This window comes from Tabrizicola sp., assembly GCF_030694085.1.
Lineage (GTDB): Bacteria > Pseudomonadota > Alphaproteobacteria > Rhodobacterales > Rhodobacteraceae > Tabrizicola.
Map to the genome: position 1 here is coordinate 1 of NZ_JAUXZE010000056.1, position 17,147 is coordinate 17,147.

The 17,147-nt window shown below is 64.5% G+C and carries 17 protein-coding genes and 1 tRNA gene; 12 read left to right on the forward strand and 6 right to left on the reverse strand.

What is annotated here, in order from left to right; genetic code table 11:
* The first annotated feature begins 64 nt into the window (after nucleotides 1-64).
* Nucleotides 65-1,254, forward strand: a protein-coding gene (locus tag Q8M85_RS13580; RefSeq protein WP_305545531.1) for an IS3 family transposase whose coding sequence is annotated in 2 segments (ribosomal slippage) — nucleotides 65-323 and nucleotides 323-1,254 — 1,191 coding nt in all. Because the reading frame shifts where the segments join, the coding sequence is not laid out codon by codon here.
* Nucleotides 1,196-1,957, forward strand: a complete 762-nt coding sequence (locus Q8M85_RS13585) for a hypothetical protein (RefSeq protein WP_305545534.1) — start codon at nucleotides 1,196-1,198, stop codon at nucleotides 1,955-1,957. Before Q8M85_RS13580 ends, Q8M85_RS13585 begins: the two co-directional genes overlap by 59 nt.
* 298 nt (nucleotides 1,958-2,255) lie before the next feature.
* Here Q8M85_RS13585 and Q8M85_RS13590 read toward each other — a convergent pair.
* A tRNA-Gln gene (locus Q8M85_RS13590) sits at nucleotides 2,256-2,330 on the reverse strand.
* 112 nt (nucleotides 2,331-2,442) lie between these two features.
* Between Q8M85_RS13590 and Q8M85_RS13595 the strand changes: the two genes are divergently transcribed.
* Complete coding sequence (locus Q8M85_RS13595; protein ID WP_305545537.1) at nucleotides 2,443-3,609, forward strand: NAD(P)/FAD-dependent oxidoreductase; 1,167 nt, start codon at nucleotides 2,443-2,445, stop codon at nucleotides 3,607-3,609.
* 477 nt (nucleotides 3,610-4,086) lie between these two features.
* Here the strand turns inward: Q8M85_RS13595 and kdsA are convergent, their stop codons facing one another.
* The 4 genes from kdsA to Q8M85_RS13615 form a co-directional block, all read right to left on the reverse strand.
* A complete protein-coding gene (kdsA, locus tag Q8M85_RS13600) occupies nucleotides 4,087-4,917 on the reverse strand; it encodes a 3-deoxy-8-phosphooctulonate synthase (protein WP_305545538.1) in 831 nt (276 codons plus the stop codon).
* A 10-nt stretch (nucleotides 4,918-4,927) separates the two neighbouring features.
* Complete coding sequence (locus Q8M85_RS13605; RefSeq protein ID WP_305545540.1) at nucleotides 4,928-6,700, reverse strand: capsule biosynthesis protein; 1,773 nt, start codon at nucleotides 6,698-6,700, stop codon at nucleotides 4,928-4,930.
* Nucleotides 6,684-7,337 (reverse strand): ABC transporter ATP-binding protein, encoded by a 654-nt coding sequence (locus tag Q8M85_RS13610; protein ID WP_305545542.1) that lies wholly within the window; start codon nucleotides 7,335-7,337, stop codon nucleotides 6,684-6,686. Before Q8M85_RS13610 ends, Q8M85_RS13605 begins: the two co-directional genes overlap by 17 nt.
* Before the next feature lie 137 nt (nucleotides 7,338-7,474).
* Entirely contained in the window at nucleotides 7,475-8,683 is a 1,209-nt protein-coding gene (locus tag Q8M85_RS13615) for a Na+/H+ antiporter NhaA (protein WP_305545545.1), read from the reverse strand.
* Between the two features lie 725 nt (nucleotides 8,684-9,408).
* On the opposite strand from Q8M85_RS13615, the gene Q8M85_RS13620 reads away from it, so the two are divergent.
* The 4 genes from Q8M85_RS13620 (at nucleotide 9,409) to rpsI (ending at nucleotide 11,913) form a co-directional block, all read left to right on the forward strand.
* Nucleotides 9,409-9,987: a uracil-DNA glycosylase family protein gene (locus Q8M85_RS13620; protein ID WP_305545548.1), complete on the forward strand. Its 579-nt coding sequence runs from the start codon at nucleotides 9,409-9,411 to the stop codon at nucleotides 9,985-9,987.
* An 11-nt stretch (nucleotides 9,988-9,998) separates the two neighbouring features.
* On the forward strand, nucleotides 9,999-10,772 hold the full coding sequence (locus Q8M85_RS13625) for an SseB family protein (protein WP_371135260.1): 774 nt from the start codon (nucleotides 9,999-10,001) through the stop codon (nucleotides 10,770-10,772).
* Between the two features lie 191 nt (nucleotides 10,773-10,963).
* The gene (rplM, locus tag Q8M85_RS13630) at nucleotides 10,964-11,428 is read left to right on the forward strand and encodes a 50S ribosomal protein L13 (protein WP_305545554.1); all 465 of its coding nucleotides are present in this window, start codon (nucleotides 10,964-10,966) and stop codon (nucleotides 11,426-11,428) included.
* Nucleotides 11,429-11,430: 2 nt separating this feature from the next.
* A complete protein-coding gene (gene rpsI / locus Q8M85_RS13635; RefSeq protein WP_305545556.1) occupies nucleotides 11,431-11,913 on the forward strand; it encodes a 30S ribosomal protein S9 in 483 nt (160 codons plus the stop codon).
* Nucleotides 11,914-12,062: 149 nt separating this feature from the next.
* On the opposite strand, the gene Q8M85_RS13640 is transcribed toward rpsI, so the two are convergent.
* Nucleotides 12,063-12,266: a DUF1127 domain-containing protein gene (locus Q8M85_RS13640; RefSeq protein WP_305545558.1), complete on the reverse strand. Its 204-nt coding sequence runs from the start codon at nucleotides 12,264-12,266 to the stop codon at nucleotides 12,063-12,065.
* Nucleotides 12,267-12,359: 93 nt separating this feature from the next.
* Here Q8M85_RS13640 and Q8M85_RS13645 point away from each other — a divergent pair, with 93 nt between their 5' ends.
* The 5 genes from Q8M85_RS13645 (at nucleotide 12,360) to Q8M85_RS13665 (ending at nucleotide 17,065) form a co-directional block, all read left to right on the forward strand.
* Entirely contained in the window at nucleotides 12,360-13,763 is a 1,404-nt protein-coding gene (locus Q8M85_RS13645; RefSeq protein WP_305545561.1) for a PLP-dependent aminotransferase family protein, read from the forward strand.
* Nucleotides 13,764-13,887: 124 nt separating this feature from the next.
* Nucleotides 13,888-14,148 (forward strand): hypothetical protein, encoded by a 261-nt coding sequence (locus Q8M85_RS13650; protein ID WP_305545563.1) that lies wholly within the window; start codon nucleotides 13,888-13,890, stop codon nucleotides 14,146-14,148.
* Between the two features lie 144 nt (nucleotides 14,149-14,292).
* A complete protein-coding gene (locus Q8M85_RS13655) occupies nucleotides 14,293-15,162 on the forward strand; it encodes an ABC transporter permease (protein ID WP_371135261.1) in 870 nt (289 codons plus the stop codon).
* Nucleotides 15,159-15,968 (forward strand): ABC transporter permease, encoded by an 810-nt coding sequence (locus tag Q8M85_RS13660; RefSeq protein ID WP_305545567.1) that lies wholly within the window; start codon nucleotides 15,159-15,161, stop codon nucleotides 15,966-15,968. The genes Q8M85_RS13655 and Q8M85_RS13660 overlap by 4 nt, the downstream gene beginning before the upstream one ends.
* A 23-nt stretch (nucleotides 15,969-15,991) precedes the next feature.
* Nucleotides 15,992-17,065 (forward strand): ABC transporter ATP-binding protein, encoded by a 1,074-nt coding sequence (locus Q8M85_RS13665; protein WP_305546027.1) that lies wholly within the window; start codon nucleotides 15,992-15,994, stop codon nucleotides 17,063-17,065.
* Nucleotides 17,066-17,147 lie beyond the last annotated feature (82 nt).

Genomic DNA, 17,147 nt, shown 5'->3' on the forward strand with positions numbered 1-17,147 from the left:
TGACGTTGCCCCCTCGGCCTAATCCAGTTTGAGGTAGACTCTGGCCCAACCGAGAGGACCAGAGATGAAGCGTAGCAGGTTCACCGAAGATCAGATCATCGGCATTCTGAAGGAGCATGAGGCTGGGGTTTCGGTCGCCGATCTGTGCCGCAAGCACGGCGTCAGCGATGCGACCGTCTACAAGTGGAAGGCCAAGTATGGCGGGATGGATGTCAGTGAGGCGAAGCGGCTGAAGGGGCTCGAGGACGAGAACGCCCGTCTGAAGCGGTTGCTGGCCGATGCGATGCTCGACAACGCCGCGCTGAAGGATCTTCTGGGAAAAAAGTGGTGACGCCCGCCGCGAAGCGGCAAGCGGTCGCGCATCTGGTGGCGGGCCACGGGATGAGCGAGCGGCGGGCGTGCCGGGTGATCGGCTGTTGCCGGATGACCATGCGCTATGAGGCGATCCGGCAAGAGGACCCTGTGCTGCGCGAGCGGCTGAAGGAGCTGGCGCGTGTCCGTCGCCGGTTCGGCTACCGGCGGCTGCATGTCTTCCTGCGCCGCGAGGGGCTTGAGGTGAATCACAAGCGCCTGTTCCGGATCTATCGCGAGGAGCGGCTGCACGTGCGCCGTCGCGATGGACGCAAGCGGGCCATCGGCACGCGGGCCCCGATGGCGCTGCCGCTGATGCCGAACCAGCGCTGGTCATTGGACTTCGTGTCTGACCAGTTGACCGATGGCCGCCGCTTCCGGATCATGACCGTGGTCGACGACTGCACGCGGGAATGCCTCGCCCTCATCGCCGACACGTCCCTGTCCGGCGCACGGGTGGCGCGGGAACTGGCGGCCCTGTTCGAGGTCCGCGGCAAGCCAATGACGGTGGTCAGCGACAACGGGACCGAGTTCACCTCGAACGCTATCCTGACCTTTGCCGATGATCGCAAGATCGACTGGCACTACATCGCGCCCGGCAAGCCGACCCAGAACGCCTTCATCGAGAGCTTCAACGGTCGCCTGCGCGACGAGCTTCTGAACGAAACGCTGTTTGCGTCCCTGAACCACGCCCGCGCCACGCTCGCGGCCTGGCGCACAGACTACAACACCGAACGCCCGCACTCCCGCCTCGGCTGGCAGACACCCGCCGCCTTCGCCCAGACCTTCGCCCTGCAACGGGGCCTGACGCTGCGCAACCCGCAAAGCTCCGCGCCAGCCCCCGTTGCCCAAACCGCCCAAGCAGGCAAAACTCAAATCCAGAGTCTCGCTCACGCTGGATAAAAGTTGGGGGCAACGTCAAGCGCACAAGGAGGAAATCGATTCAGCCAAGTTGGCGATTGCGTTCGAGAGCGAGCACCCTTCCCGTTTTGAGAAGTTCACGGATGGGATCTATCTCAGCGATACAGAAGGACGCCCCACCTACAGCGTCACCTTCAAGTTCAACGCAAGGGCACATGTCTCGTCCCCGTTCACCGAACGCGCCGCGACGCAGGCTTCTCGCAGATATCTACTTGTGAGCGGACACGGGGAACTCCGTTCGGTCTGCCGTCTCTACGCGCAAATGGCGGAGAACGAAAACGAGCCCCTTAAGGCCTTCCTGTTTGGCTGGTCTGCAGTTGAGATCCTTGTGTCAAAAGTGTTTGTCGCATTCGAAAATGAGTTCATGTCACCCCTGCTTGACGGAGCACAGGCCCGACTTCGCCAGAGGTTTCTGAGCCGTGTTCAGGAGGTAATGAAGGATAAGTATCGTCTTGTCGAGAAATTCACCTGCGTGACCGTCGCGCTGTTTCCCCACTCAGCTGATACGGATGTCGATAGCTATCTCGAACAGTTTAAGAGACTTAAGGGGCTGCGGGACAAGTTATTGCACGGTCAAGACGTCCCTGAAGATACCCTGCCAGTCCATGAGCTTGCTGGCCTCCTGCGCCGCTATGTTCTGGCCTTTCTCGAGAGGACGGCACGATCGTCCGAAGCCTCAGACTAACCCCAGCCATGTCGACCAGTTTATGTGGGTGATAGAGGTAGCGTCTGGATGGGTGGTGCGGCCTGCGCTGGCTGTTGATGTTAACGGGAAGGGCCTGGACGAGATGCAGGCATCGCCAGAGCTCAGCGTTGAATTCGAAACATGGGGTAAGACGCCTAGTGGTGCCGGGTAGCTTCCAGGATGAAGCAGTGGGCAGTGCCATCCGTTCCGCCCGTTGGGGCATCCCGTGGGGCACTGTCGACGATGCCTCCAGAATTCGGATCCAGGGAAGGTTTATGCCACGAACGAAGAGAGAGTTTGGCTGGGGCGCTAGGATTCGAACCTAGGTATGTCGGTACCAAAAACCGATGCCTTACCACTTGGCGACGCCCCAACCGTGCCGGGGTGTTTAGCGAAGCGGGTGGGGGCGTGCAAGGGGCGAAAGCCGAAAATTTCGACTGCCGGACACGCCTTGCAGGGGTGGGCGCGGGCGGCTAGGACGGGGCATGATCTGGGACGCACTCATTCTTGGGGCCGGGGCCGCCGGCATGATGGCTGCGATCGAGGCGGGCCGCCGAGGTCGCAGGGTTCTGGTCATTGACCACGCCAAGGCGCCGGGCGAGAAGATCCGCATCTCGGGCGGCGGGCGCTGCAATTTCACTAATCTCGGCATTTCGCCTGAACGATTTCTGTCGCAAAATCCGCGCTTTGCGGTGTCGGCATTGAAGCGGTTCACCCAATGGGATTTCATCGCCCGTATGGATGCGGCAGGGATCGCCTGGCACGAAAAGACGCTTGGCCAGCTTTTCTGCGACGGATCGGCCACGCAGGTGGTCCAGATGCTGGTCCGGGACATGGAGCGGGCCGGGGTGACGCTGTGGCTGGATTGCGCCCTGGGTGACGTCCGGCGGGTGGGCGACAGGTTCGAGGTCGACACTGCGCAAGGGGCGCAGCGGGCGCGGTCCGTCGTGGTGGCGACGGGGGGGAAGTCGATCCCCAAGATGGGGGCGACGGGCTACGGCTACCGGGTGGCCGAAGCCTTTGGTCTGCCCCTGGTCGAGACCCGACCCGCGCTGGTTCCGTTGACCTTTGCCGATCACGAACTGGCCTGGATGCGGCCTCTGGCGGGGGTCGCGCTGCCGGCACGGGTCGCGTGCGGTCGCACCGGGTTTGACGAGGCGGTGCTATTCACCCACCGGGGGCTGTCCGGGCCGGCGGTGCTGCAGGTCTCTTCCTACTGGCGCGAGGGGGAAGCGATCCATGTCGATCTGCTTCCCGATCGGGAGGTGGCGGCCGAGCTGCGGGCGGCGCGGGGCAAGGTGGCGCTGCGGACCGTCCTGGGGCGATGGCTGCCCGAGCGGCTGGCGCGGCACCTGGAAGAGGCGGCGGGGGTGACCGGGACGATGGCGGAGCTGTCGGGCGCGGTGCTGGACCGGGTGGCGGCGGGCATCCGCAACTGGCGGTTGGTACCGGTCGGGTCCGAGGGCTACCGGACCGCCGAGGTGACGCTGGGGGGCGTCGATACGGCTGCGCTGGACGGCCGGACAATGGCCGCCAAGGCGGTGCCGGGGCTGTATTTCGTCGGCGAGGTCGTGGATGTGACGGGCTGGCTTGGGGGGTACAACTTCCAGTGGGCCTGGTCTTCGGGGTGGGCTGCCGGTCAGGACCTGTGATCGGGGGGTGGGCGGATCGCCCACCCTACGCCTGCGCGTCCACGCTGGACGGATTACTCGCGGCCAATGGAATCAAAGGTTTGGCTGTGGGCGTCAGGACTTTGTTGTCCTTGTTTTGACGGAGATCCGTCGGAGTCCTATCAGGCTGCGCGTCAACTGAGCCTGCCGGGCAGACGGCTCCGGTCATTCACACAGAACGTGGTGCTGCGGACGGAAGATCAGACCTGGCGCACTCAAAGGGGAGCAGCTGACAGACCGGCATGCCAAACAGCGCAGCGTAGACGGACGCTTGGGCAGGTCGGGTCGGACTGGCCGGACAGGTCATCGACGTCTCGGGCGGCTGAACCTGCTCGCGGCCCAGCACCACGGTAGCGAGCCGAGACCTGATACATCAGTTTCGACCTTCAGGGGCATCGGCGCGATTTGCGAGACCAAGTGTCTGGGTGCGTGCCACAGGGCGAACCCCGAAGTGTGGCCTCAGACCCGCAGGGGGTCGGCTTTGGCGAGCCGGTCGAAGGCCATCAGGCTTGCGACCAGCGCGGGCATCTGTGCCAGCGGGATCATGTTCGGCCCGTCCGAGGGCGCGCGGTCGGGGTCCTCGTGCGTCTCGATGAAGACCCCCGCAATTCCCAGGCTGACAGCGGCGCGGGCCATGACCGGTGCGAATTCGCGCTGGCCGCCCGAGGAATTCCCCTGACCGCCGGGCTGTTGAACCGAATGTGTGGCGTCCATGATCACCGGATAGCCGGTGCGCGCCATGATCGGCAGTGCGCGCATGTCGGCCACAAGGGTGTTGTAGCCGAAGCTGACCCCTCGCTCGGTCAAAAGGATGCGCTGGTTTCCGGTCGACGCAACCTTGGCGGCGACGTTTGCCATGTCCCAGGGGGCCAAGAACTGCCCCTTCTTCACATTGACCACGGCGCCGGTTTGCCCGGCGACCAGCAGAAGGTCGGTCTGGCGGCAGAGGAAGGCCGGGATCTGGATCACGTCCACAATCGTTGCGGCCTCGCGAGCCTGGCCCGCATCATGGACATCGGTGAGAACTGGCAGCCCCATCGCACGGACGGCCGCGAGGACCTTGAGGCCAGCCTCCATCCCGAGACCGCGCTTGCCCGTGAGCGAGGTGCGGTTGGCCTTGTCATAGCTGGCCTTGAATACGAACTGCGCGCCCGCAGCATCGCACGCTTCGGCCATCGCGCCTGCGATCATCTGAGCGTGATCCAGGCTTTCCAGCTGGCATGGCCCGGCGATGACCAGAAGTGGCTGGTCATTGCCGACGGTCAGCGCTCCGATTTTCACATCCGTCATTTACGCGTCCCTACGACGAGACCTGTTCCCGCAGGATCGCGGCGGTCATCGAGACCATGAGGTAAATTCCCAGCATGATCAACAACGTCACCATCGTGTTTTCGAAGGCGCGGGGGAAGGCAGGCTCATCCGGGGGGATCGGACTGACGGAAAGCGAAAGGTAGCGCACCTGCCGGTTGGCCTCGACGCGGGCGGTCTCCATCGATTGCAGCGCCTGGGCCAGCAGCATCTGGCGGGTCTGCAGATCGGCTTGGGCGACAAGCAGCTGACCCTGGATCTCGGCCAGGCTGGTCGAGCCAGCCGAAGTATCGGTCATCCGGGCGCGCAGGTCGGCGACCTCGCTTTCCAGCGTTGCGATGCGCCGTTTTATGGGGTCCATCCGTGCCTGGTTCGGCTCGGCGTTGGATTCCATCTGTGCCAAGGCCAGTCGTTCCTGGGTAAGCTGGTTCTCAAGCCCGGAAATCTGTCCGACGATCAGCCCGACCTCGGTTTCCGAGGACAGGATCTTGAACTTTTCCTGCAGCTCGATGAGCTTCTTCTGCGAGTTGGTCAGCGCGGCCTGCGCGGCCTCGTAGCCCGCCTGGGCATCGGTCATCTGGTCGGCGCGCAGCCGCTGGGTCAGATGGTCGACCTGTTCTTCGGCATAGGCGATCAGCTGTCTCGACCAGGCCGATGCAACCTGTGGGTCGGCGGCGATCACATCCATGCGGATCACGCCTTCCGTCGTATCGAACGAGATCTTCAGGAACTTCTTGTAGACCTTGTAGGCCGCTTCCAGGCCGGCATCGGGGGCCATCCGCTGCAACTGGTCGATCTGCGCGTCCTGGAAGTGGCTCCGAAAGCCCAGGTCTTCGTCCAGCCGCCCCATCGCCTCACGCGACTGCAGATAGCCCTGCACGGCAATCGAATCCTGCGATGTTGCGAAAGCAGTGCCGGAAAAGAGCCCGCCCATCGACCCGCCGCCACCGCTGGGGCCGGCCTGCTGGATCACGAACTCCGAGCGCACCGAATACATCGGTGTCGCCATCATGTAGAAATACCAGCCTGCCAGAATCGTGGGCAGAAGGACGAAGGCAAAAAGCCGCGCTCCCAGAAGGGCGAGGCGGCGACGGCGGCGGCGCGCGATGTCCTGCTGCATGCGCAGGATTTCGGCGGCCTGGTTCACTTCGGCGCGCTGCTCGGTCGAGGGCAGTGCTATGGGCTTGGCCTTCTTTGGCAGTTGCACAACGTCGCCGGGCAGGCGGGCGATCTCGCGCCCTGGCTCGCGCCCTGGCTCACGTCCCGGCTCGCGGGGTTCGGCCTGTGGGAAACCCGGCTGCGGCTGCGGATGCACGCCCGGCGTCACTACGTCGGGGGATGGGGTGACCACGCGCAGGATCGACGCGCGCGAAAAGGGATCGACCCCGGCTTCGCGCAGCAGGCGGACGGCATCAGCCTCTGACGTCGGGGAAAGGTGGCTGCGCTGCGCCACAAGCATGGCCCGGCGCAACTGTCGTTCGGTCAGGCCTTCGGTCAGGATCGCGGCATTGACGCGGGTGATCTCTTCGGGCGTGACAGCGCGGGCGACGGGTTCGGCCGAAGCGACGCCGGCGGGAGGCGCAGGCTCTGGTTCAGGGGTCTGGGTGCGGCTGGCGGCCTGATCCTCGGGCCGGCGGAAGTCCATGTTGCCAAAGCCGTCATCCTGGTTGTCGAACAGCTGGCCGCTGCTTCCTGCGTCCGGCGGGACGGCGGAACGGTCCACCGGGCGGGTGTTGTAGCGCGGAACCTTAGGCGTCGTAGTCATAAAGGCGTTTCGCTTCTTCCAGGGTCTCGAACTGATAGAGCTTGCCATTCCGCAACACGGCGGCCGTGCGGCAAAATTTCTCAAGCGTCTTCGGTGAGTGCGAGACGATGACGACGGTCGAGCGTTTCAGCCGCTCTTGCAGGATGTTGCCAGCCTTGCGGTTGAACTCGACATCAGCGGTAGCGGGCATGCCTTCGTCGATCAGGTAGATGTCAAATTCGATCGAAAGAAGCAGCGCAAAGGAGAACCGCCCGCGCATGCCCGAGGAATAGGTAGCGAGCGGCATTTCGAAATATTCGCCAAGTCCGCAGACCCAGCGGCAGAAGCTTTCGACATAGTCGGGGTCCAGGCCGTAGAGCCGGGCAATGTAGCGGCAGTTTTCCTTGGCCGAATGCTTGTTGTTGACGCCCCCCATGAACCCAAGGGGAAAGGACACGCGCGAGGTCTTGCGGATCGTGCCTTCGTCGGGCTTCTCCAGGCCTGCCATCATGTTGATGATCGTGGTCTTGCCGGTGCCGTTTCCGGCGAGGATGCCCAGCGAATTGCCCAACTCGACGCGAAACGAGGCGCGGTCAAGGATCACCTTGCGCTGCGTTCCCGTCCAGAAAGATTTCGATACGTCCCGGAACTCGATCATCATGGCCTCGGCGCCCGTAGATCGGGCGTCTTTCTCTTGCTACGGCCATATCGTTAACATTGGGTTTGTGGCCTTTAAAGGGCCGAGAACGGAAAGACGGCCATCTGTGCCGGTTGCGCCGGGTCAGAGGCGCCGGGTCAGAGGCGCCGGCTGGCCAGAAGAAGTGCGGCAGGACCGGCAAGAAGACTTAGGGCAAGGCCCAGACGCGCGGCCTCCTGCATCGCGCCGCCGGGAAGGGCGGTGGCCAGGCTTAGGACGGGAACAGTGAAGCCCATAGCCATGATCAGCGTGATCCGCAGGACATCGCGCAAGGTGACACCTGCCGGCAGGCGCAGGCCAAGTGCGGCGGCTAGGCCAAGGCCGATCAGGATCATCCCAAGCGGCCGACCCAGCCAAAGCGCGGCGAGCGTGGTCAGGGTGGTGGGCGCGAAGGCCGAAAGATCGACGCCGCCGCGCGTCAGGCCGAAAAGGAAAAGGACCCCCGTCAGCGGCCAGGCAAGCGCGTGGGCCAGCCGGTTGAGTGGGTCGTGCAGCAGTTCTTCCGCTTCGGCGAAAAGCCCGAAGCTGCGGTCGGCATGGGCGATGGCCGGGATCACCGGCAACAGCCCCAGCACTGGCGGCAGGCCAGAGGCCGCGACACCGATCCAGGACAGAAGGCATGCAATCACATAAGGCAAGAGCCGCCGACTGGACTGTCGCCGGGTCTCGGGCGCAGTGGGATCGGGCGTCCGGCCAAAGAGCGTCCAGGTCGCAAGTGCTGCGACAAGCGGCAAGAGAAGCCAGACCAGCCGCAGCGAAACCGCGGGCTGGGTGAGGCCGGAAATGAGAAGCGCCAGGATATCGGTGGCGATCGATAGCAAGAGCAGCAGATGCAGCGCCGGATGCCCCGGCCCGAAGACCGCGCGCCCGATCAGGAAGCACAAGACGACATCACTGCCCAGGGGAACCTGCCAGCCGGTCGCGAATCCGGCCTCCTCGGCCGTCTCGATCAGGCTGCCGACCAGGATCCACATCAGCGCCGCCCCGGCGATCCCGCCAAGGGTCAATCCGGCTGGAAGCAGCGCCTGGCGGCCCTTGAGCGCGCCATGTTCCAGCCTCAGCGCCTCCCACAGTTCCTTGCCGATGAAGAACAGGAATAGCGACATGGCGGCATCGGCCACCAGGTTCAACGGCGTCAGGCTGACGGGCAGGGGGACGATCCAGCCGGGAAGGGGCAGGTCAACAAGCCGCCATTCGATGCTGTCGTAATAGCTGGCCGGGGCAAGATTGACCCAGAGCGTTGCCAGCGCCGCGCCGCCGATAAGCGCCTTGGCGAAACGGGGCACGAAGGAAGAGACGCGATACATCAGGCGGACTCGGGACCAGGGCCAGGGCGCAGGGTTCCATTTGACCCGGATTTGCGCGCACCGCAATGGGCGGCCCTGCCTTGGAACGGGGAGCCGTCGCAGGGGGCATCGAGCCCCCCGCAACGGCGCTGCCGCAGACCGATTGGACCGGCCACCGCGCGGGTGGACGGTGGGAACGTCCGGCGGGAGTTTCCGGCGATCTTCCGGCGGAGATGGTCACGGATCGATCCGGCCCTCAGGTCCGTCAAGCCGACGCGGTCGCCAGTCGAAACGGTTGTGCGGACGGGGGATCGGGGTCAAGGCACGGGCGGACGCATTGCGCCATCATTGGGGCCATCATCGGGGATGGGGGGCTTTGGGTCTGCCTTCGGATCGTTTTCAGGATATGGGGCAGGACATGGGGGCGTTCGCACGCAAAGAAGCGCCGGGGCGCGCGGCGAATGACTTTGAGCATCGGGCGGCCGGATTTGCGACTGCGAAGCACAGACGCTGGCTTGGTCTGCATTGCCACCAGAGCCGCAAGATCGATCCGGGAAAGGCGGTCCTTTTGATAGGCTTTCGGGAAGGGAGGGGGGCCGCACGGCCTGCTGTCCGTGACTGGTGCGGCGTCCAGGCTTGGGCGGCGGGTCTGGTGTCAGAACTATCATGGCCAGGCTGCGGCAGAGGGGCGGGGCAGCGGCGTGGCCGGGGTTGCGGGTCGCGGCGGCTCAGGTCAGGCTTGGGACATGCAGTTGAGCGTGGAGATCCGCGCCTGTCGCCTCTGTGCCGCGCGCTTTGTGGCCACGGCGACGGCGCACGCGCCGCGGCCGGTGGTCTGGTTCCGGCCCGGGGCGCGGATAATGGTGGCAGGGCAGGCTCCCGGTCTGCGGGTGCATGACAGCGGGCGGCCCTTCACCGACCGCTCCGGTGACCGCTTGCGCGACTGGATGGGGCTGAGCGAGGCCGAGTTCTACGACCTCGACCGTGTGGCCGTGGTGCCAATGGCGTTCTGCTTTCCCGGCTATGACGCGACCGGCAGCGACCTGCCCCCGCCGCCCATCTGCGCGGCAATGTGGAGAGGGCGGGTGCTGGACGCTTTGGGTGACATGCCGCTGACCCTTCTGGTCGGCGGTGCCGCGATCCGCTGGCACACGGGCCTGCGCGACGTCACCAAAGCCGTGGCCGATTGGCGCGCCTTTGCCGCGCGGGGCGTCTTTCCCTTGCCGCATCCGTCGTGGCGGAATACGGGGTGGCTGAAACGCCATCCCTGGTTCGAGGCCGAGCTTCTTCCGGCCTTGCGCGCCCGGGTCCGGGAGGTTCTTTGATGTCAGAGCTAGTGACCCTGCTTGACGCGGCCCATGCCGCCGTTTCGGCCGACCCCGAGAACGAGGTCCTGCGCCTGCGTTTCTTCGAGCGGCTGGCCGACGGCGAAATGGTGCTGCTTCTGGAACGCGAGGCGGAGGGCCAAAGCCTGGAGCCGAAGGTGTTCGCGCTGGAGGACGGGCCTGTGGTCCTGGTCTTCGACCGCGAGGAACGGCTGGCCAGCTTTACTGGCGGGATCGCGCCCTATGCCGCGCTGCCGGGGCGGGTGATTGCGGGGCTTCTGAAGGGGCAGGGGATCGGGATGGGCGTGAACCTGGGCGTGGCACCCTCGTCCATGCTGCTGCCGCCCGAGGCGATGGACTGGCTGGCCGAGACGCTGGAGGAGGCGCCCGAGGAGGTCGAGGCGCGGCCCGAGGCGTTTGTCGCGCCGACCGTCCCCGAAGCGGTGATCGCGGCGCTGGACGGCAAGCTTGCCCGGGCCGGAGGGCTGGCGGCGGCGGCGGTGCTGGCGGGTGTGGTCTATGCGGGTGGGCGGCGCGGCCACCTCCTTGCGGTGCTGGATGCGGTGGACGGGGCGCAAGCGGCCCTGGCCCGCGCGATGAACGAGGCGCTGGTCTTTTCTGGCGTCGAGGCGGGCGAGCTGGACGTGGTCTTTCTGGCAAGTGGCGATCCGGCGGCAGCGGCGCTGGCCAAGGTCGGCTTGCGGTTCGACCTTCCAGCCCCAGAAAGGCCAGCGGCCGCCGCAGCCCCCGGCATGGACCCGTCGCGGCCGCCGAAGCTTCGGTGACGCCTCCGGCGGGGATATTTTGGCAAAGATGAAAGGCTTAAGTTGGGGTATCTTGATACCGTTGTTGTAAGTGTTTGTTTTTTATGTGATAAATATTGATCCACGCGCTTGACGCAGCGCGGACCTTCGGCGATAAGCCCGCATCCGAGTTTCCGGGGGCGCCTCAGGCCCCCTTCTTCTTTGGGAAAACCATGAAAACCTTCACCGCTACTCCGGCGGACATCGAGAAGAAGTGGATCCTGATCGACGCCGAGGGCGTCGTTCTGGGCCGCCTTGCCACGATCGTCGCCAATATCCTGCGCGGCAAGAACAAGCCGACCTTCACCCCCCACATGGACATGGGTGACAACGTCATCATCATCAACGCCGACAAGGTGCAGATGACTGGCAACAAGCGCAACGACAAGATCTACTACTGGCACACCGGCCACCCCGGCGGCATCAAGCAGCGCACCGCGCGGCAGGTGCTGGAAGGCAAGCACCCCGAGCGCGTGGTGGAAAAGGCCGTCGAGCGCATGATCACCCGCAACCGTCTGGGCCGTCAGCAGATGACGAACCTGCGCGTCTACGCCGGGGCCGAGCATCCGCATGAAGCACAGCAGCCCACCGTTCTGGACGTGAAAGTCCTGAACCCGAAGAACACCCGGAGCGCGTGATCATGGCCGATATCAAATCTCTTGATGACCTGAAGTCGGCTGTCGGTTCCGCCCCCGCTGCGGTGGAAGCCGCGCCGCGTGTGGCCGTCCGTGACAAGCTGGGCCGCTCGTATGCGACCGGCAAGCGCAAGGACGCGGTCGCCCGTGTCTGGGTCAAGCCCGGTTCCGGCAAGGTTGTGGTCAATGGCAAGGAAATGGCGGTCTACTTCGCCCGTCCCGTGCTGCAGATGATCCTGAAGCAGCCGTTCACCGTGGCCAACGTGGAAGGCCAGTTCGATGTCTACGCGACCGTCGCCGGCGGGGGCCTCTCGGGCCAGGCTGGCGCTGTGAAGCACGGCATCTCGAAGGCGCTGCAGCTGTACGAGCCCACGCTGCGCGGTGCCCTGAAGGCCGCCGGCTTCCTGACCCGCGACAGCCGCGTCGTCGAACGGAAGAAGTACGGCAAGCCGAAGGCCCGCCGCTCGTTCCAGTTCTCGAAGCGCTAATTGCCATCGTAGGATGCGCTACAGCGCACCTTGCCTTGCGAAGGCCCGCCCTTGTGGCGGGCCTTTTGCTTTGCGGTTGCCAAAAAAAGGGCCGGGAAAACCCGGCCCAGTCAGGGGTAAGAGCGTCAGGACGCCCGGGGACTCTGGCCTCAGGGTTGCCAGAAGGGTTTGGTGTATTCGCGGCGCACTTCCTGCGGATCAAGGCCGATGTCGCGCAGAAGATGCGCATCCAGGTGGGCCAGGCGCTGACGCTCGCGGCGGCGGGTCAAAGCGGTGAGAAATGCACTGCGGACGCGCGAGAAGGTCCCGGAACGGGTGCGCAGCGGCAAATTCGCGATATGGGTCTGGGGCATTTGAGCCTCCTTCGATTTTTGTATTGATACAATAAGCCTGCTTTGGTACACACAATGTAGTATCTCCGCCGAATGAGTCGCCAGAGGATTATTGTGACTGATACAAATTGGGCGCCCGACCTGACTCAATTCCCCGGGCCGAAGTATCTCGCCTTGTCGCGCGCCCTGCGGGATGCGATCCGTGCGGGGGATCTGCCGGCCAACTCCCAGCTGCCGACTGTGCGTGATCTGGCCTGGCGCCTGCATCTGACACCCGGAACCGTGGCCCGTGCCTACCAGCTTGCGACGCAAGAGGGGCTTCTGGCGGCCACCGTCGGACGCGGGACCTTTGTGGCGGCGCAATCGCCGCGCCTTGGCCCGACCCAGGCATTGTATACGGAGCGGGTGACCGGCGGCACGACCGGGCTGGTTGACCTCCGCCCGCCGCAGGTGCCGGAAGTCGGCCAGGCCGAGGCCTTCCGCGCCGCCCTTCTGGAGATGGCAGGGACGACGGGGCAGGGCTGGCTCGATTATACCAGCCAGATGGGCGAGGCCAGCTTGCGGGCCGAGATCGTGACCTGGATGGGCGACCGCATCCTTGGTCCCATCGGACCCGAGGATGTGGCGCTGACCCACGGCGGGCAGAACGCGATTTCCCTGATCTTCGATTGCTGCCTGCGTGGCGAACGCCCCGTGGTCCTGATCGAGGAACTTGCCTATCCCGGCTTTCGCTATGCCGCCCGCGCCGCGCGGGCCGAGGTTGTACCTGTCGAGATCGACGAACACGGCATCGTCCCCGGCGCGCTGGAGGCGGCCTGTCGCCGTCACGGCGCGCAGGTCCTGTGCCTGACGACCGAGGCGCAGAACCCCTCGACCGGCCGGATGCCGGTCAAGCGGCGTCAGGAGATCGCCGAGATCGCCCGCCGCTATGACCTGCAGATTCTCGAAGACGACTGCTATTCTGTCGCCGAAAGCGACATCCCGTCCTTGCGTGCGCTGGCGCCAGAGCGGGTCTGGCTGGTCGGATCGGTCTCGAAGACGATCTCGGCGGCGCTGCGGTTCGGCTATGTGATCTGCCCGGCGGGTATGGGCGAGGCGGGGCGGCTGACTGCGCAGCACGGATTCTTCGCGCTGTCGCGCCCGGTGGCCGACCTGATGCTGCACCTTTTCCGTTCCGGCGAAGCGCAGCGGATCAAGGTGGAGGTGCAGGCCGAATTCGCGACCCGGTTGCAGACCCTGGTCAACCGGCTGGGCGCCTATGATCTTGGCTGGCAGCCTGGTGTGCCCTTCGTCTGGCTGCGTCTGCCAATCGGCTGGCGGGCTTCGGCCTTCGTGCGTGCCGCCGAGGCCCGCGGGGTTCTGGTCCGGTCGGCCGACGAATATGCCCTGGTCCACGGCCGTGCGCCGAATGCGATCCGCCTGGCGATTGCTGGCAACCTGCCGCGCGATGCGTTCGAGGCCGCCGTGCAGACCCTTTCCGACCTTCTTGGCCGGCCGCCTTCGGACCTGTCCGTATAGGAAAAACCCGACCTGTTGCATTTGGGACTCGCTCACAGGGAATGGCCAATCCGTGAGTTGACCGAAGGGCAAGCTCTGCCTCACAGTCCGGGCACGAGCAGAACAAAAAAAGAGAGCCCGAAAAATGGGACTTCAACATGCATTCCACGCGCCGCACGGCGGCGCGGATTTTCTGGGTTGGCGCAAGACCCGTCAGGGTGCCACCGAGATCGTCTACGATGACGGCGTCGCCCGCCGCATGATCTGGCGCGTGGCCACCGACGACCCGTCCGAAGCCCGCATCGCCGAAGCGTTGCGCGTCGCCGTGGGCTCGATCCGCGTCGTCCCCACGCTTTATGACGAGCTGAAGAAACGGGCGATCGCCATCGAGCGCGTCGCGGGTTGACCGGGCCGGGGCCCCAGCGCCCCGGTTCGCGCCGCCACAGCTTGATTTCCCACCGTTTTGATGGCCCTCTTGCCTAAAGCCATGCGTTCGGTCTAATTTGATCAAATGACAAGGCTGCCGGAGTGCAGTCGGACAGGGGGAATGATGGCGCAAACGCCGGGATCCGAGGCCAGGACGGGCCTCAAGCTGATCTCTCCGACAGCAATCTACGTGATTCTCCTGCTCGCCGTGCCGTTGGCGACCGTGCTGATCTATTCCGTGATGACCGGGGGGCGGGGGATCGTGGCTTTCCCGCTGACCTTCGAGAACTACGCCCAACTCTGGTCGAAGTCGGTTTACGGCTACATCATGTTCAAGTCGCTGATGGTGGCGCTGGCCGTGACCTTCATCACCGTGATGCTCGCATATCCGGTCGCCTATTTTGTCAGCTTCCACGTCAAGCCCGAACGCAAAAGCCTGTGGCTGTTCCTGATTACCATCCCGTTCTGGACCAGCTACATCATCCGCGTCAGCCTGTGGTTCGTGATCCTCGGCTACGACGGGCTGCTGGATAAGGCGTTGATGGCGCTGGGAATCATGGACTCGCAGCTGAACTTTGCCAGCTATGGAATCCCGGCGATCATTTTCGTGCTGGCCCATGCCTACGCCCCCTTCGCCGTCCTGCCGATCTTTGTCAGTCTCGAGAAAGTCGATCGCTCGCTCCTTGAGGCCGGACAGGACCTCGGGGAAAGCCGCTGGGTTACGTTCCTGCGCGTGACCTTGCCATTGTCGATGCCCGGCGTGATAGCAGCTGCGTTGATCGTCTTCATCCCGACCGTCGGCGACTATGTCACTCCGAAACTAGTCGGCGACGGCAAGGAGCCGATGATTGCCAACTTCATCGAGACCCAGCTTCTGCGCCTGCAGAACATGCCGCAAGGCTCGGCCTTCGCGGTGGCCTCGATGCTTATGGTGGGGATCGTCAGCGTGATCTTCGTGCTCTTGAACCGACGCTTCCTTGGGGGATCGAAATGAAGAGGGCCCCCATCCTGCGCGGTTTCACACTGTTCTACCTGCTGTTCCTCTACAGCCCGATCCTGCTGCTGCCGATCTTCGCTTTCAACGAAAGCAAGGTCATGGCATTCCCGCTCCAGGGCTTCACCCTGACCTGGTTCGTCGAGATGGCCTCGGACCAGAACCTGCGCAATGCCGCGAAGAACAGCCTGATCATCGCGCTTTCGGTCGCAACCTTGTCTACCGTTCTTGGCATCTTTGCGGCTCGGGCGAGCGTGCGATATCGGTTTCCTGGCAAGGCCCCGCTGATGTCAATGATCATGCTGCCCCTTGTCCTGCCCGAAATGATCGTGGCGATGGCGCTTCTGGTCGTGCTGTTGTCGCTGAACATTCCGCTGTCGCTTTTCACCGTGATCCTGGGACAGGTGCTGATCTGCACGCCTTTCGCCGTGGCGATCCTGACCTCGGCCTTCCAGTCGCTTGACCGCTCACTGGAAGAGGCGGCGCTGGACCTTGGCGAAACCCCCTGGTCGACCTTCCGCCTGATCATCCTGCCATTGGTCATGCCGGGGATCATGGCCAGCTTCCTGATCTGCTTCACCATCTCGTTCGACGAATTCATCATCGCGAACTTCCTTGGCTCGGGCCAGCCGATCCTGTCGGTCTACATCTTTGGCCAGTTCCGCTTTCCCGCCAAGGTGCCCTCGATGCTGGCGCTGGGGACGGTATTGGTCTGTTTCTCGATCATCCTGCTTGGCTTTGCCGAGTACATGCGCCGCCGTGGCATCGCCAAGGCCGGCGGTAAAGATTCCGGAGGCTTCCTGTGACCTTTTCCGATGACCGTCCGACGATGATCGAGTTCAAGGACGTCCACAAGTATTACGGCGACTACCACGCGTTGCGGGGGATCAACGGCTCGATCAGGGCCGGTGAGTTCTTCTCCTTGCTGGGGCCATCCGGCTGCGGCAAGACCACGCTTCTGCGCACCATCGCCGGGTTCGAGGACATCTCCTCGGGCGTGATCATGATCGACGGCAAGGACATGGTCGGCGTGGCCGCCAACGTGCGTCCGACCAACATGGTGTTCCAAAGCTACGCGATCTTCCCGCACATGACCGTCGAGGAAAACGTCGGCTTCGGCCTGCGCAAGGACCCCCGGTCGAAGGAAGACAAGGCCAGGGCCGTCGCCGAGGCGCTGGAGATGGTCGGCCTCAAGGGCTTTGGCAAGCGGGCCGCCCATGCGCTGTCAGGCGGCCAGCGGCAACGCGTGGCGCTGGCCCGCGCGCTGATCCTGAAGCCCAAGGTGCTGCTCCTCGATGAACCGCTCAGCGCGCTCGACAAGAAGATGCGCGAACACATGCAGGTCGAACTCATCAAGCTCCAGCGTCAGGTCGGGATCACCTTCATCCTGGTCACCCATGACCAGGAAGAGGCGCTGGTCATGTCCGACCGAATCGCGGTGATGTTCGAGGGCGAGATCGCCCAGCTTGCCGACCCCGAGACGCTGTATCGCCGCCCGGCGACCCGGAAGGTCGCGGATTTCATCGGCACAATGAACTTCATCCCCGCCGAGATCCTGTCGGAATCCGGCGATGCTGTCGAAGTCGAGGCCAAGGGCCTTGGCCGCGTGGCCCTGGACATCGCCCAGGCCCCCGCCAAGACCGGCGAGACTCCGGTTGTCGGCCTCCGTCCCGAAACGCTCACGCTCCTCTACGACGACCAGAAGGCACCCGAGCGGGAGACCGACGGCGTGATCGACGAAGTCATCTACTTCGGCGACATGACCTATTACGACGTCTACCTCGGCGGCACCGATGTCGAAGTGCGGCTGTCGATGCGCAATGTTCCGGGTCGCCCGGTCCTTGATGTCGGCACCAAGGTCCGCGTCGCCTGGAGCCCCTCTGCTCTGGTCCTCTTCCGCTAGCCAAGCCCGCCCCGGCCTCCGAGCCGGGGCCTCCACCGATCAGAACCGCATGTCTTCTTGCTGCGACGGCGGCTCTGGCTGT

Coding starts and splice junctions, on each gene's coding strand:
- Q8M85_RS13665 (WP_305546027.1), top strand. CDS start 15,992: ATGATCGAGTTCAAGGACGTCCACAAGTATTACGGCGACTACCACGCG.
- Q8M85_RS13660 (WP_305545567.1), top strand. CDS start 15,159: ATGAAGAGGGCCCCCATCCTGCGCGGTTTCACACTGTTCTACCTGCTG.
- kdsA (WP_305545538.1), bottom strand. CDS start 4,917: ATGACGGATGTGAAAATCGGAGCGCTGACCGTCGGCAATGACCAGCCA.
- Q8M85_RS13595 (WP_305545537.1), top strand. CDS start 2,443: ATGATCTGGGACGCACTCATTCTTGGGGCCGGGGCCGCCGGCATGATG.
- Q8M85_RS13615 (WP_305545545.1), bottom strand. CDS start 8,683: ATGTATCGCGTCTCTTCCTTCGTGCCCCGTTTCGCCAAGGCGCTTATC.
- rpsI (WP_305545556.1), top strand. CDS start 11,431: ATGGCCGATATCAAATCTCTTGATGACCTGAAGTCGGCTGTCGGTTCC.
- Q8M85_RS13640 (WP_305545558.1), bottom strand. CDS start 12,266: ATGCCCCAGACCCATATCGCGAATTTGCCGCTGCGCACCCGTTCCGGG.
- Q8M85_RS13650 (WP_305545563.1), top strand. CDS start 13,888: ATGGGACTTCAACATGCATTCCACGCGCCGCACGGCGGCGCGGATTTT.
- Q8M85_RS13655 (WP_371135261.1), top strand. CDS start 14,293: ATGGCGCAAACGCCGGGATCCGAGGCCAGGACGGGCCTCAAGCTGATC.
- Q8M85_RS13620 (WP_305545548.1), top strand. CDS start 9,409: ATGCAGTTGAGCGTGGAGATCCGCGCCTGTCGCCTCTGTGCCGCGCGC.
- Q8M85_RS13605 (WP_305545540.1), bottom strand. CDS start 6,700: ATGACTACGACGCCTAAGGTTCCGCGCTACAACACCCGCCCGGTGGAC.
- Q8M85_RS13610 (WP_305545542.1), bottom strand. CDS start 7,337: ATGATCGAGTTCCGGGACGTATCGAAATCTTTCTGGACGGGAACGCAG.
- rplM (WP_305545554.1), top strand. CDS start 10,964: ATGAAAACCTTCACCGCTACTCCGGCGGACATCGAGAAGAAGTGGATC.